The organism is Prochlorococcus marinus str. MIT 1214, from assembly GCF_027359355.1.
Lineage (GTDB): Bacteria > Cyanobacteriota > Cyanobacteriia > PCC-6307 > Cyanobiaceae > Prochlorococcus_B > Prochlorococcus_B marinus_F.
The window spans coordinates 1,794,734-1,808,718 of the sequence record NZ_CP114777.1 but is presented as its reverse complement, the minus strand read 5'-3'; the positions used below and the strand labels follow the sequence as shown (position 1 = coordinate 1,808,718).

Sequence of the window (13,985 nt, the reverse complement as noted above, 5' to 3'; positions counted from 1 at the left end):
TCAGTTCACAGAAAAGTGTTATCTAAATAATCATAGCTCTAAATCCCCAAAAAGTGTCTTACTGCAATGACTTTCAAGAAGATAGAAGGGGCTAGGCCAACTCAAGAGGTGTAACATAAGATACTTTTAACCTCATCCTCTAAACGTTAAATTTGATACAACTTCTTTAATGTGTGAGGACACTATGAAGCTTTTTTCACGTTTATTAGTAGCTCCAGCAGCTTTGGGTCTTATGGCTCCTGTTGCAGCTAATGCAGATACTGCATTTTCATCAACAACAACTCTTGGTGGTTCTGCTGTTTTCACAACTGGTTCAGTTGCTGATGGCGGAACATCTGATACAGAAGAAGAGCTTTATATGCAGTATGCATATACTCTAGATGTAAATTCTAGCTTCACTGGTGAAGACCTTTTCTCTGCAGGTATCGTAGCTGGTAATGCTAGTGGCCCACTTGCAAGCATGGATAGTGCTGAAACAGGTGATCTAGATGTTCAGTCTCTATTTTATAACTTCCCTGTAGGCGATCTTTCAGTAACTGTTGGACCTCTGGTTGATCAGGATGATGTTGTTGCTGCAACAACTTCTGCTTATTCAGACGCATTCAGACTAGGCAGCATGCCTTATTCTTTGGCTGGTAACGAAACTGGTCCTGGAGTTGGTGTTGCTTACTCTAATGACAATGGTGTAGTTGCTTCTGTAAGTTTCGTTTCTGTTGGTGGTGCTTCTTCTACAGTAGGAATCGGCGCTGATGATGGTGATGATGTTTCAACTTTCACTCTTGGCTATAATGGCGACGGCTTTGGTGGCGGTCTTGTAATCGCTTCTAACGACGGTGAAGGCGGAACAACTGGATACGACACATTCGGTGGTGGTATCTACTACAGCCCAGAGTCAATTGATGCAACATTCAGCGTTGCTTATGACACAACAGATCCAGAAACAGGTGCTGATGCAACTGACTTGTTCGTTGGTGTTGACTACGAAGTTGGTCCAGGAACATTAAGTGCTGCTTACAATTCAACTGATGTTGATGGTAGTGATTCTTTAGATTCAACAGGATTTGAAGTTTCTTACACTTATTCATTGAACGACAACGTTACACTTACTCCTGGTTTCTTCACTGTTGAAGATACAAGTACTGGTGATGACGACACAGGCGTTGTTGTTGAAACTGCATTTAGCTTCTAGATTTAATAGAAACCTAAATTCATTTAGCCAAATAAAAAGCTCCTGCTCATTGGGCAGGAGCTTTTTATTTGGCGATTTATCAAGTATTTTATAAAATCACTGCTATGTATTTTTTATATATGGAATAAATACCACTATCATCAAAGAGCTCAAACTGTTCTATAAGTCATAAGAGATGCCTCTACTACCTAGACGTTTTGAACGTCTAAAATCAGTACTGAACAAAAGAATTTCAGATCTCACTATCTTAATTGAAAATGTTGAAAAGCCTCATAACCTCTCAGCAATAATACGTAGTTGTGATGCAGTGGGTGTTCTTGAGGCATATGCGATCTTCAACAAAGATAAATTTTTAACATTTAATAGCACGGCTCAAGGAAGTCAAAAATGGGTCCAAATAAACCAATACAAAGAAACCTCTGAGGCAATAAAAGTCCTTAAAAAAAAAGGATTTAAGTTGTATGGTACGAACTTAAATCCAAAATCAATTGACTATAGAAAATGTGATTTCAAAGGGCCAACAGCATTTGTGCTAGGTGCCGAGAAATGGGGTATAAGCGAAGAAGCCGCGATTCTAATGGATGAGCATATTCATATTCCAATGAGAGGTATGGTTGAATCTTTAAATGTATCAGTTGCCGCATCAGCATTATTATTTGAAGCGCTAAGACAACGACAAGCAGCAAAGATAATTCCTGAATCTGGAGAAGGTATGAGCGACGAAACATACAAAGAAAAGATCTTTGAGTGGGCTTACCCAGAGGTAGCTGAATGGTGTAAGAATGAAGGTAGAGAATATCCAGAAATTAATGAAAAAGGTGAAATTATAGATGATCTCCCAAGAACAGAAAAAATGAGGTATTAAATTCCAACCCTCAAGGATAATTCAATCCTGCAGACTAGTTTCACTGATAAATTTCTCTAAGCCTTCTCCAATAAAAGACAGACCCAACACTAAAACGAACATAGCCATGCCAGGATATATCGCTGTCCACCAAATACCAGTAGGTAATGCAACTAATGCCATATTTAAATCACTTCCCCACTCTGGAATATTCTCAGGAAGACCTAATCCAAGAAATCCCAGTCCCCCAAGGACCAATACAGCATCTGCAGCATTAAGTGTTAAGACCACAGGAACAGAAGTCAGGACATTTTTAAGAAGGTACTTTCTTATTACCCAAATAGGGGAAGCTCCCATTGATATTGCTGCCTCTATATAAAGTTCTGATTTAACCTGTGAAGTCTGGTTTCTGACAAGTCGAAAATATTGAGGAATATAAACGACACACAATGCTATGGATGCATTCAATATGCCTCTCCCCAATAAAAATGCCATCACCACAGAAAGGAGTAGGACAGGAATGGTATAAAGAGTATCCATGAAAAGAACTAAAATCCTATCTAAAAGCCCACCAATATAGCCACTCAAAAGTCCCAAAGGTATTCCTACGAAAACTGCAAGAGATACGGCAACAAAAACGACCTGTAACGCAACCCCGCTCGCAGCCAAAGTTCTAACACAAACATCCCTTCCTAATCGATCTGTTCCACACCAGTGATCTATAGACGGAGCTGCAAAAATCGGATTCCCTAATCCAAATTCACCATTAGGAATAATCTTTAAAGAGATTAATAGTGGCATAAAAATAGAGATGCCTATATATACGGATAGAATTATCAGTCCAGCGAACAATAACCGTGTCGACAAATCCTTGCGTGTTAAAAAACCTCTCAGATTCAATAGTCAAATAATAAGACCTAATTAAATTTAGCGGTAAAAGGTAGAAATTAAAAAAAAAATTGCTTAAATAAAAGAATACATACAATTTAAGATGCATTTAAAAAATGATGGTCTCACCGTAGGGGAACTCTCAATAACAATCGCAGCATTAATAATTATAGGTTTTATATGGGCAAACCTAACGAAAGAGAAAGGGGATCAGGAAGTATCAATGTTTATATACAATTCAAGTGAGATCAGCTATACCAAACAAACATAGATCATAAAAACATTTATTAATCATTATTTAATTTCAATACCGCCATAAAAGCCTCTTGGGGAACATCTACTTTCCCCATAGACTTCATTCGTTTTTTCCCTTTTGCCTGTTTCTTCAATAATTTCTTTTTTCTAGAGATATCGCCTCCGTAACATTTGGACAAAACATCTTTTCGTAAGGCACTAATACCTTCACTTGCAATAATTCGACTCCCAATTGAAGCCTGTAAAGGAATCTTAAATTGCTGTTTTGGAATAAGTTCTTTTAATTTCTCAACAAGTCCTTTTCCCACACCATAAGCATTATTTTTGTGAACGATTGTCGTTAAAGGATCTGCTCGCTCTGAATTGATTAAAACGTCCAATCTGACTAAATCATTTTCTCTATAACCAATCAAGTGATATTCCATAGAAGCGTATCCCTTAGTTCTACTTTTCATCTGATCAAAGAAGTCGGTAACAACCTCTGCTAAAGGTATTTCATAAATGAGAGTGACTCGATCAGTCGTTATGTACTTCATATCAATAAAGTCTCCTCTTCTGTCCTGACAAAGTCCCATCAAAGTTCCGTTGTAATCATTAGGAGCATAAATTTCCATTCGAACGTAAGGTTCCTCTATGGTTTCACGTTTTTGAGGATCTGGAAGTGTAGCGGGATTATCGATCATCAAAACTTCTCCATCAGTCATTTTCACTTTATAAATAACGGAGGGTGCCGTAACAATTAAATCCAAATCATATTCGCGTTCTAAACGCTCTTGAACAATTTCCATATGTAATAAACCTAAAAATCCACAACGGAAACCAAATCCCATTGCACTACTTGTTTCAGGTTCATATTTCAATGCAGCATCGGATAGCTGTAATTTATCTAGAGCTTCTCTTAAATCTGGATATTGATCTGCATCAGTTGGAAACAAACCACAAAAAACCATTGGTTTGGCTTCGGTATAACCTGGTAAAGCTTCTTCAGCTGGTCTATCTTGCAACGTAATTGTATCCCCAACTCTTGCATCAGCAACGGCCTTGATTGATGCAGCTAAATATCCAACTTCACCTGCATGAAGAGAATTTACTTTTACTTGATCAGGCGCCATAACGCCTATTTCATCTAACTCATAACTTTTTTTACTAGCCATAAGTAATACCTTGTCTTTCTTACTTATGCCACCACTCATGATTCTGAAATAGACAATAACCCCCCTGTAAGGGTCGTAATAGGAATCAAAAATAAGTGCTTTTGTAGCTTGATCAGCATCGTCTTTCGGAGAAGGTATTCTATCTACTACTGCTTGAAGTATTTCTGGAATGCCAACCCCTGTTTTAGCAGAACAGGAAATTGCCTTAGATGTATCTAAACCAATAATTGATTCAATTTCTGTTTTGATTTTCTCAGGGTCAGCTCCAGGTAAATCAACTTTATTGAGAACAGGAATAATTTCTAAATCATTTTCCAAGGCAAGATAAACATTGGCCAAAGTTTGAGCTTCAACTCCTTGACTAGCATCAACAACTAGCAAAGCCCCCTCACAAGCCTGCAATGATCTACTCACCTCATAAGAAAAGTCGACATGACCAGGAGTATCAATCAAATTCAGTACATATTCCTCTCCATCATCCGCTTTATAATTCATTCGCGCAGCCTGTAATTTTATAGTTATTCCTCTCTCTCTCTCAAGGTCCATATTGTCTAAGAATTGTTCTTGCATGTCTCTAGAGGAGACAGTACCAGTGTCCTGAAGAAGCCTGTCTGCCAAGGTTGATTTACCATGGTCAATATGAGCAATTATGCAGAAGTTCCTCAGACGAGAAATGGGCACATTAGTCATACGAAAGCAATCAAAGGAGCAAGATATTCATTTATCACTTCGACTCTGAATAAAGATTAAATATAGCTCACCAGTATTAAAGTTTTAAATTAATTTAAGTAAGAAATCGTTTCTTTTGCGAATTGCCAAAAGTGCTTCTTGATTTGAATTAATATCTGTCCCAAAACTGGGAAAAAGCTCTAAGATTTTATTTCTCCATTTACTTGATTTCATTTTTTCCGGCCAGCACCGGTTTAAAACTTCAATCATGATTGTTACTGCTGTGCTTGCACCAGGAGAAGCTCCAAGCAGAGCAGCTAAAGATCCATCTGATGAAGTAACAACTTCTGTCCCCATTTTCAAAACACCCCCTTTAGAGGTTTGTTTAATGATTTGAACCCGTTGCCCTGCAATTGAAAGCTTCCAATCATCAGGTGAAACCATAGGAAGAAATCTTTTTAAAGTTTCTATTCGATCCTCATTTGTTTGTATTAATTGATTTAGTAAGTATTTCCCTAGATCTATATTGTCTAATCCTGCTTGCAACATAGAGAAAAGATTAGTTGTTTTGATCGATCTAAACAAATCCAATTTTGATCCATATTTTAAGAAATTCGAACTAAATCCTGCAAAAGGACCAAACAAAAGAGATCTTTTTCCCTCTATCCATCTTGTGTCTAAATGCGGTACAGACATTGGTGGTGCTCCAACTGCTGCGTTTCCATAAACCTTTGCATTATGTGTTTTTGTTGATTTCTCCTCATCACAAATCAACCATTTGCCGCTGACAGGAAACCCTGCATATGACAAGCCTTCTGGAATTCCCGATTTTTGCAAAAGAGATAAAGCTCCTCCTCCTGCCCCAAGGAAAACAAACTTTGATCTAACCACTCTATTTTTTTTTGCTCCTTTTAAAGATAAATACCAATCTCCTTCTCTATCTTGTTCAAGATTTTCAACATTAGTAGAAAAGTTAATCTCAATAGAATTTACCCCCTCAAGTTGATTGATATATGAGCGAGTTAAATTCCCAAAATCAATATCAGTTCCTCTTTGAATTCTCGTCGCAGCAATCTTTTCACTCTGTTTCCTCCCATCCATAATCAATGGAATCCAATCTTTTAATTCTCCAGGATCTTTGGTAAATTCCATTTGAGCAAAAGCGGCATGAGAACTAAGTTCAGAAAACCTTTTTTTAAGCAAAGAAATATCTTTATCTCCAAAAACAAGGCTGATGTGTGGCAACTTATTTAAAAACATTTTTGGTATCAATTTCCCTTTTTCTGCCAAGGATGCCCAAAATTCTAAACTTTGCTCAAATGATTTATTTATTTCAAAAGCTTTGATGGTACTTAGAGAGCCATCCTCTTGAATTGGAGTGTAATTAAGCTCACAGTTAGCAGCATGTCCTGTTCCAGCATTATTCTTGGCGCAACTACTTTCCAAACCAGCAGAAGATAATCTTTCAACAAGCAGCAATCGTAAATCTGGTTCAAGCTCATGCAGAAGTACTGCAAGAGTTGAGCTCATAATTCCTGCTCCGACTAATATTGCGTCATAAGTATTTTCAGACTCTGAGGCACTGGTATTAAACAAAATCTTTATCAAGATTACATACAGACTATCCTGCAATTAACTAAGCTAAGCAAAATTAAATTAAGAAAGCCGAAATGAGCGACGAAACTCTTGCACTGACCACAGAAAACGTTGAAAAGGTTCTTGATGAATTAAGACCATTTCTCATGGCTGATGGAGGAAATGTAGAGATAGCTGAAATAGATGGGCCAATCGTCAAAGTTAGACTTCAAGGTGCCTGCGGAAGTTGCCCGAGTAGCACAATGACTCTCAAAATGGGTATTGAAAGAAAGCTAAGGGAAATGATTCCAGAGGTTAGCGAAGTAATACAAGTTTTATAAATTAACCTTTGTTATTCCATTAAAGAACTTAATTCCCTTTTTATTGCTGATTTATAGTTAAGACAATCTAAAGGGAGTCCGTTATAAATGAGATAACTGATTGGAGCTAATAGACCAACTGTAAAAATAAGGTTAGACAATTCTAAACCTATGTTTCTTAGCAAAAAAGTTACTCCATATACTCCTAAAAGGTAAACATGCAGAATCAAAAACTCTTTACTTTTCTGGACAGGCCATCTAAAGATGGAACCTAAGAAAAACAAAACACCTTTCATCAATCTTATTTATATTTGAACGATCATACATAATCTTTAATCAATTTCACTGATAAATATGTATCTAAAGATGGAAAAAGATGTATCAATTAATTTTTGAATTTTTTTTATTTAGAGAATATTCTTTTTTAAGTTTTCTCATTCTTCTTGCCCAAATCAATGTCGCAATAACAACCCATAAAAAGAAGCCACCTAAAGCAAGAAGGCTAGCTGTGTAATTCATGAAGCAAGACTTTTAAAAAGTTAGAATCGAAGTCTTTTGAAGCCAAAATATTCCTGTCACTATTGATAGTGCTCCTATTGATCGCATCAAGAAAGGATAAAACATTTTATTCGCTTTACTCGTTGCAAAAGATATACCTAAAACAACGCATCCCATTGCGAAGACTGATCCAAGTAAATATGCAAATAAATAAGCCAACGCTCCAAGCAAAGGTAATGCCAATGCAGGAATAACTGCAACCAAATGACTAGCGCCAGCAAACCCGTGCAAAACTCCTAATCCCGTTGCGGCGTGAGTATGACTTTTATTAAGTTTATTTCCAGGTGAATGGAAATGAAAATGTTTGTGAGGCTTTTCATCTCCATGCATATGCTGATGCATGTGAATATTTACTTTCAAGGAAGTCCTTATAGCTAGGAACCCCACAATCAAAAGGCTTATACCAACAAGAAACTCTGCATAAGAAGAAATTAATTCAATTCTAATAAAATCCTTAGCTAAAATCCCAAATATTGAAAGTATTAAAACCCCTGCTGAGTGTCCAATCCCCCATGCTAATCCATCAATCAAAGCTACTCGTGGTTTTCGGATTGATGAAGGGGCCATTGCGACCATATGATCAGCTCCACTAACAACATGTACTGCCCCAGCAGCAAATCCAGTTAATGTACTGATCAACATGAGAATTGCTCAGATAATTTTTTTTTCACAAAACAAATATTTGCTGCATCCAAGGAGTTAATTTCCAACTTATTTACTCAATATTACATCCCACTAGATTAATTTTCTTAAATGAAATTCTTTAATAAATAAAGTTTTTATCAAAATTTAGGAAATGATTCTTTTTTTACGAAATTTGATCCTTTTGAAGCTTTCCAGACATCTCATAGGCCTCTGAACTTCCACCATGTCCATGAGCAATACCTAATTCATGCATTTTTGCGTGTTCATCAATGGTATCTCTGAGCTCCTTTGAGCCTGAACCGAATGTTGAATAAACACCATAGGCTACTGAGCCAGCTAGTAAAACAACTATTCCTCCTATGAGCATCAATAAGGTCGGATCAGTAGTTGAGGTTTCCATTCGCGTTAATTAATTCATCTGATTCTACTGTATGAATAAAGGCAACGAGAGCTAAAAATGGAAACTACTTAAATTGGCCCAATATAATCTTTAGTTTGGTTAATCAAAAAGTATTTATATTTAACTGATTTTTCAAATAATAAATACTTTAGAAATAAATTGATAACAAACTATATAAAGTAATTTTATTCCTATTTATATAATTAAACTGTTTTATCACTAAAGAATTAATTAGCACATTATTAGAGAGTAGAATTATAAGCTAAAAGACCAAAAAATCCTAATATTAAAAGGATGCTAGCAATCCTGCTAAAAGTTACAGGACCAAAATCAATTTTCATTGCAAGACTTAATTAGGAATAGCATCTTAATATAAAAAGCCACAGAAGGTGAAGCAGCTTAAATAGAAAGTAATTCAAAAGTTCAACAGAATATGATTTTCACTAATTTGCCCGATGGGAACAAAATCTAATCACTATTCACTCTTTTGATTGTTAACTTCCAAATGATGCTCATAAGCATCAATCTCTTTCTCACTTTTTTTTATTTGCCCATCGAACATAACCACCCATTCTTGAGCTTTGATTTTTTGTTCTTTTTTGATATTCATAAACCAATTAAAAATTAAAAGCAATCATACTTTAATAACGTACTTTATGATTTAAAATCTCTCCAGAGAATAATTATGAATGGTAGACGTTAAGGTTCACATAACTAGAAGATATAATTAAATTGGTAAGTTGGCAAAAAAAAGATATTCTTAGTTACTACAACTAAAAGATAAAACATATGTCACCAATATTTTTCAAAGATAATATGCCCGCCCTACAAAATAAAGACTATTTTAATTATGGAGGTCAGGGCCCACTCCCAACTCAATCATTAAATGCAATAACTTCGAGCTGGCAAACAATTCAAAACTTAGGTCCATTCACAAATAATGTTTGGCCATACATTACAAAAGAAGTCATAACTACTAAAAATCTTATAGCAGAGATTTGCGCTATTCATCCTAGGAGAATTGCATTTACTGAAAATGTCACCTCCGGTTGTATCTTACCTTTACTAGGACTGCCTTTTTCTGATGGTGATAATTTATTACTTAGCGATTGTGAACATCCTGGGATAGTCGCAGCATGTAAAGAGTTGGCTCGAAAAAAAAATCTAACAATCGCCATCCTACCCGTATCAAAATTATGCAATGGTAACGACAAGAAAGATGAGACGTATAAAGAAGTACTTAAATTAATAGATAAATATCTACAAAAAAATACGAAGCTCGTTGTTCTCTCACATCTCCTTTGGAATACAGGACAAATCATGCCAATTAAACATATTTCAAAAAGACTTAAAGAGCATTCAAGTAAACCTTATTTATTAGTTGATGCTGCTCAAAGTTTTTGTCATATCCCAATTAAAGATGCTTGTGACAATGCGGACATCTATGCGTTTACAGGCCATAAATGGGCTTACGGGCCTGAGGGACTGGGGGCTGTTGCTCTTTCAACAAGAGTTCTAAAAGAATCAAGCCCAACATTAATTGGTTGGAAAAGCTTAAAAGCTGAAGAAGGGATATATGTCAATAATAAAACTCCTTTTCATTCTGATGGCAGACGCTTTGAGATAGCGACTTCTTGTGTCCCTCTTTTAGCTGGTCTCCGGAGCTCTCTAATAATGTTAAAAGATGAAGGTCATGAGACCGAGCGCTTTTCTAAAATTAAAAGCCTCAGCTCTATCCTGTGGGAGAAACTAAACCAAATCAAAAATATTGAACTTGTTTTAAACAGTCCTCCACCTTCAGGAATTATAAGTTTTAATATTAAAGGAATTGATTCCCCTGAAGAGGTTGTCAACTATCTTGGTCAAGAGAATTTATGGATAAGAGTTCTCGAAGATCCTAAATGGCTTCGTGCTTGCGTTCATGTCACTACAGATTTAAAAGAGATCGATAATCTTGTTATTGGTCTAAAAAATTTTATCTCGTCTAAGTAGTCTATATAAATAATTTTTTCAAGGATAGTGCTTTTCTCGCTTGTTCACGATCATCAAAATAAATTATCTGATCTTTTAGAATTTGATAATCCTCATGACCTTTCCCTGCGATTAAAACAACGTCGTTTTTCTTGGCTTTTTCTATGGCAAGTCTAATTGCTATGGATCTCTCTGGCTCAACAAAAATTTCAGAATCAAAAGTTATACCTTTTTCAATATCTTTAATAATCTCGCTTGGGTCTTCTTTCCGAGGATTATCAGATGTCACAACTACATAATCTGCAAGCTTAGCAGCAACTTCTCCCATCTTAGATCTTTTACCTTTATCTCTATTACCACCACAACCAAAAACACAAATTAATTTTTTTTGGGTCAATGATCTCGATGCGATTAAAGCATTTTGCAAACCATCCGGTGTATGCGCGTAATCTACTATAACTAGTGGATAGCCGTCTTTGACTTTAAATCCTTCCATATTTATCGATTGCATTCTCCCTGGCACTCCAGGGAACTTGCTCAAAGCTGCCAAAAGATCATTTAATGGGAGTCCCCTTTGAACTAGAATTCCTACTGCTTGCAACATATTCATTAAATTAAAATCGCCTATTAGTGGTGAAAAAAATTTTCCCTCCCCGAAGGGCGTATGCACTTTTCCCTTGTATCCATCTTGCAAAACTTGAAGGTTACTAATATATAAATTTGGTTTCTCGCTAGTTTGAGAGTTCTCTTTTAATGAGCATGTCCAACATTTTTTGTTTAGCTCTTTTGCTAATATCGCGCCCCATTTATCGTCTATATTAACTACTGATCTTGGACCATCATCTTCTATTAGATGTGATCGGAATAAACTAGCTTTAGCCTCAAAATAAGATTCCATCGAATCGTGATAATCCAAATGGTCTCTTGAAAGATTTGTAAATATTGCCCCACTAAACTCACAGCCAGCAACTCTATTCTGAGACAAAGCATGAGAACTGACTTCCATTGCTGCATATTCAACTCCTGCCTGAACGGCCTTACTAAGTTGTGCCTGCAGAGGGACAGCAAAAGTAGTTGTATATTGTGAAGTTTCCTCATGCTTAGGCCATCGATTAATTAATGTTCCAAACAAGGCGGATGGGCGGTCAAGCGAAGTAGTCAAATATTCAATTAAAAATGATGTAGTCGTTTTACCATTTGTGCCAGTGACACCTATCAAACAAATCTCACTAGAGGGGTTACCCCAAAAATCTGCAGCTAATCTACCCATAAATAATGATACAGGATCCGGGATAATAACTACGGGGTCTTCATTAGTTGGTGGATTTAAAATAGAAGCATTTTTACTAATAATGGCCGCACAGGCACCTCTTTTAAGTGCTTTTGCCCAATAGGCCCCTCCATCAACTTGTGAACCTTCTAAGCCTAAGAACAAATCACCTTTTCTTATTTCTCTAGAATCACATGAGAGATTTTTTATTTCTGGATTCGCTAACTCCGGAGGGACTTGAAGATCAATTGCTTTCAATAAAGAGTGTAAATAACGCGACAAAACAAACCTCTGATGATGAAAAATCAATGAAGGATCATTTTAAGTATAAAAAGACCTGCATAATTTTCATCACAAAATAACTCTCCTTATAATTCAGAAATTAAAAAGAATTTTAGTTGTCAAAAAAACATAAATTATGTTTTTCTCTTTGAAATCAATACAGTAATTAAATAGAAAGAGGAATTGATTATTTTTTTAAGATAATTTGTACAAAATATTCAATTTCTTTTGTATCCAAGATAAAAGCATGTCTTCCTTTAAACGTGGAGAAACACGAGGGAATTCAATTTTTTTTAATAATCTAGTTGAGTCAAGAACTATTACTGGAACTTGATTTGTATACTTCATTTGAATATCTAAAGGCACTTTTTTGCTATCTATATCGACAATGGAAAGTACCATAGAAGGTTTTAAATTTTTTAGACATATATTAGACAATTTCTTTTCAAGTGTTTGACACAAACAGCATCCTTCTCGTGAATATAAGATCAATACTTCTGATTTCATTTTTCAGGAACGGGGTCACACCCACAAGGAGTAAAAGGATGACATTTGCTTAATCTTTTCAAAGTCAGCCAACCACCTCTCCAAGGGCCATGCTTATTAACAGCTTCTATCCCATAAGCACTACAACTAGGGATAAATCTACAACTCGGTCCAAACAATGGCGAAATCCACTTCTGATAAAAGGAAATTAAACCAACAAAGAGAAATGCAATAACTCTATTGATCTTTGTAAGCATCTTTAGATAGAATAATGAACTGCTGAAAGGGGGACTATGGATTTATGCCCAGAGTACCCTTTACCAGTAAACATTTCCTAAATTAAACCCCTATGTCTAGATACCGCGGACCTCGGCTGAGGATCACGCGTCGCTTGGGAGACCTTCCTGGTCTCACCCGGAAGGCCGCAAAAAGGTCCCATCCACCAGGTCAGCACGGCCAAGCCCGTCGCAAGCGCTCTGAATACGCGATCAGACTCGAAGAGAAGCAAAAACTTCGATTCAATTATGGAATCTCTGAACGCCAGCTTGTTCGCTATGTAAAGAAAGCTCGTGCTCAAGAGGGTTCCACTGGAACAAATCTCTTAAAGCTTTTGGAAAATAGGCTTGATAATATTTGTTTTAGACTTGGATTTGGACCCACTATCCCAGGGGCAAGGCAACTAGTAAACCACGGACATGTCACCGTTAATGGCCGGATCACTGACATTGCAAGTTTTCAATGCAAAGCTGGAGATGTTATCGCAATCCGAGATAGCAAAGCTTCTAAGCAATTGGCTCAAGCAAACTTAGAGTTTCCAGGTCTTGCGAATGTTCCTCCACACCTTGAGCTTGATAAAACTAAGCTTTCGGCAAAGATATCTGCAAAGACAGATAGGGAATGGGTTGCCATAGAAATCAATGAATTGTTAGTTGTTGAGTATTACTCAAGAAAAGTTTAGAACTAGTCTATTACTGGCTTTTCTTAACCTCAGTCCAACTTTAGTCAAACTCTTGCTGCGCTGCTTTCAGTATGGCAAGAGTTTTTTTCATGCCGAATATTGCAGAGAAATCAAAAGTTTTCGGAGGTAAAGGCGTTGTCTTGTCTTTCACAAGAGCTCCTGATGTTTTCTTGTATCGTGAACTAATCCCAGGGACTAAGAAGTACAGATAAAAAGTTATTGATGGAGCCAATACGTTAGAGGCTGCCATTGATAAGTCACTCGATGCACATAACGCATTAAGAAGTGAAATCTTAGAGCATGCGCAAGAGTTAGCGATCAGAAAAGCACAGTATGAAATCGAAAGCAATAGTCCAAGAAGACGCGCAAGAATGATTACCGAGAATATGGTTAGGTCAAAGAAAGTCAGTATTAGAAAGTGACTCAATAACTTCCTTGATGAAGAGAAAAAAAAGTAGATGCTGTTCTATTAAAAGAAAAATCTCTACAAAATAAAGCACAAGGTTAAAAACAGCTCGAGA

17 protein-coding genes are annotated in these 13,985 nt (G+C 36.4%); 6 read left to right on the top strand and 11 right to left on the bottom strand.

All coding sequences use genetic code 11. The features are described from left to right. Positions 1–184 precede the first annotated feature (184 nt). Both O5639_RS09990 and trmH read left to right on the top strand, forming a co-directional pair. Positions 185–1,189, top strand: a complete 1,005-nt coding sequence (locus O5639_RS09990; RefSeq protein WP_269624353.1) for a porin — start codon at positions 185–187, stop codon at positions 1,187–1,189. A gap of 175 nt (positions 1,190–1,364) precedes the next feature. Continuing rightward, entirely contained in the window at positions 1,365–2,054 is a 690-nt protein-coding gene (gene trmH, locus O5639_RS09985) for a tRNA (guanosine(18)-2'-O)-methyltransferase TrmH (protein WP_269624352.1), read from the top strand. Positions 2,055–2,075: 21 nt separating this feature from the next. On the opposite strand, the gene O5639_RS09980 is transcribed toward trmH, so the two are convergent. After that, positions 2,076–2,834: an ABC transporter permease gene (locus tag O5639_RS09980; protein WP_269624351.1), complete on the bottom strand. Its 759-nt coding sequence runs from the start codon at positions 2,832–2,834 to the stop codon at positions 2,076–2,078. A gap of 190 nt (positions 2,835–3,024) precedes the next feature. On the opposite strand from O5639_RS09980, the gene O5639_RS09975 reads away from it, so the two are divergent. Then, positions 3,025–3,192 (top strand): hypothetical protein, encoded by a 168-nt coding sequence (locus tag O5639_RS09975; RefSeq protein ID WP_269624350.1) that lies wholly within the window; start codon positions 3,025–3,027, stop codon positions 3,190–3,192. Between the two features lie 16 nt (positions 3,193–3,208). On the opposite strand, the gene lepA is transcribed toward O5639_RS09975, so the two are convergent. Together lepA and O5639_RS09965 are read right to left on the bottom strand one after the other, a co-directional pair. Next, complete coding sequence (gene lepA, locus O5639_RS09970; protein WP_269624349.1) at positions 3,209–5,020, bottom strand: translation elongation factor 4; 1,812 nt, start codon at positions 5,018–5,020, stop codon at positions 3,209–3,211. Positions 5,021–5,104: 84 nt separating this feature from the next. Then, positions 5,105–6,595 (bottom strand): malate:quinone oxidoreductase, encoded by a 1,491-nt coding sequence (locus O5639_RS09965; RefSeq protein ID WP_420063677.1) that lies wholly within the window; start codon positions 6,593–6,595, stop codon positions 5,105–5,107. 74 nt (positions 6,596–6,669) lie between these two features. Here O5639_RS09965 and O5639_RS09960 point away from each other — a divergent pair, with 74 nt between their 5' ends. Beyond that, positions 6,670–6,915, top strand: a complete 246-nt coding sequence (locus tag O5639_RS09960) for a NifU family protein (protein WP_011294385.1) — start codon at positions 6,670–6,672, stop codon at positions 6,913–6,915. A gap of 360 nt (positions 6,916–7,275) precedes the next feature. Here O5639_RS09960 and O5639_RS09955 read toward each other — a convergent pair whose 3' ends face one another. The 4 genes from O5639_RS09955 to O5639_RS09940 all read right to left on the bottom strand — a co-directional run bounded on the left by O5639_RS09955 (position 7,276) and on the right by O5639_RS09940 (position 9,107). Beyond that, the gene (locus O5639_RS09955; RefSeq protein WP_269624347.1) at positions 7,276–7,413 is read right to left on the bottom strand and encodes a hypothetical protein; all 138 of its coding nucleotides are present in this window, start codon (positions 7,411–7,413) and stop codon (positions 7,276–7,278) included. Between the two features lie 12 nt (positions 7,414–7,425). After that, the gene (locus O5639_RS09950) at positions 7,426–8,094 is read right to left on the bottom strand and encodes a hydantoin utilization protein A (RefSeq protein WP_269624346.1); all 669 of its coding nucleotides are present in this window, start codon (positions 8,092–8,094) and stop codon (positions 7,426–7,428) included. A 166-nt stretch (positions 8,095–8,260) separates the two neighbouring features. Further along, on the bottom strand, positions 8,261–8,497 hold the full coding sequence (psbN, locus tag O5639_RS09945; RefSeq protein WP_225866589.1) for a photosystem II reaction center protein PsbN: 237 nt from the start codon (positions 8,495–8,497) through the stop codon (positions 8,261–8,263). Between the two features lie 475 nt (positions 8,498–8,972). Further along, a complete protein-coding gene (locus tag O5639_RS09940; RefSeq protein ID WP_269604666.1) occupies positions 8,973–9,107 on the bottom strand; it encodes a hypothetical protein in 135 nt (44 codons plus the stop codon). A gap of 179 nt (positions 9,108–9,286) precedes the next feature. On the opposite strand from O5639_RS09940, the gene O5639_RS09935 reads away from it, so the two are divergent. Next, complete coding sequence (locus O5639_RS09935) at positions 9,287–10,489, top strand: aminotransferase class V-fold PLP-dependent enzyme (protein ID WP_269624345.1); 1,203 nt, start codon at positions 9,287–9,289, stop codon at positions 10,487–10,489. Between the two features lies 1 nt (position 10,490). On the opposite strand, the gene O5639_RS09930 is transcribed toward O5639_RS09935, so the two are convergent. The 3 genes from O5639_RS09930 to yidD all read right to left on the bottom strand — a co-directional run bounded on the left by O5639_RS09930 (position 10,491) and on the right by yidD (position 12,763). Then, positions 10,491–12,020 (bottom strand): UDP-N-acetylmuramoyl-L-alanyl-D-glutamate--2,6-diaminopimelate ligase, encoded by a 1,530-nt coding sequence (locus tag O5639_RS09930; protein ID WP_269624344.1) that lies wholly within the window; start codon positions 12,018–12,020, stop codon positions 10,491–10,493. Positions 12,021–12,215: 195 nt separating this feature from the next. Further along, positions 12,216–12,527: a glutaredoxin family protein gene (locus O5639_RS09925; protein WP_269624343.1), complete on the bottom strand. Its 312-nt coding sequence runs from the start codon at positions 12,525–12,527 to the stop codon at positions 12,216–12,218. Beyond that, the gene (yidD, locus tag O5639_RS09920) at positions 12,524–12,763 is read right to left on the bottom strand and encodes a membrane protein insertion efficiency factor YidD (RefSeq protein WP_269624342.1); all 240 of its coding nucleotides are present in this window, start codon (positions 12,761–12,763) and stop codon (positions 12,524–12,526) included. Before yidD ends, O5639_RS09925 begins: the two co-directional genes overlap by 4 nt. A 92-nt stretch (positions 12,764–12,855) precedes the next feature. Between yidD and rpsD the strand changes: the two genes are divergently transcribed. Further along, complete coding sequence (gene rpsD, locus O5639_RS09915; RefSeq protein ID WP_269624341.1) at positions 12,856–13,464, top strand: 30S ribosomal protein S4; 609 nt, start codon at positions 12,856–12,858, stop codon at positions 13,462–13,464. A gap of 40 nt (positions 13,465–13,504) precedes the next feature. Here the strand turns inward: rpsD and O5639_RS09910 are convergent, their stop codons facing one another. Further along, a complete protein-coding gene (locus O5639_RS09910; protein ID WP_269624340.1) occupies positions 13,505–13,714 on the bottom strand; it encodes a hypothetical protein in 210 nt (69 codons plus the stop codon). Between the last annotated feature and the right edge of the window lie 271 nt (positions 13,715–13,985).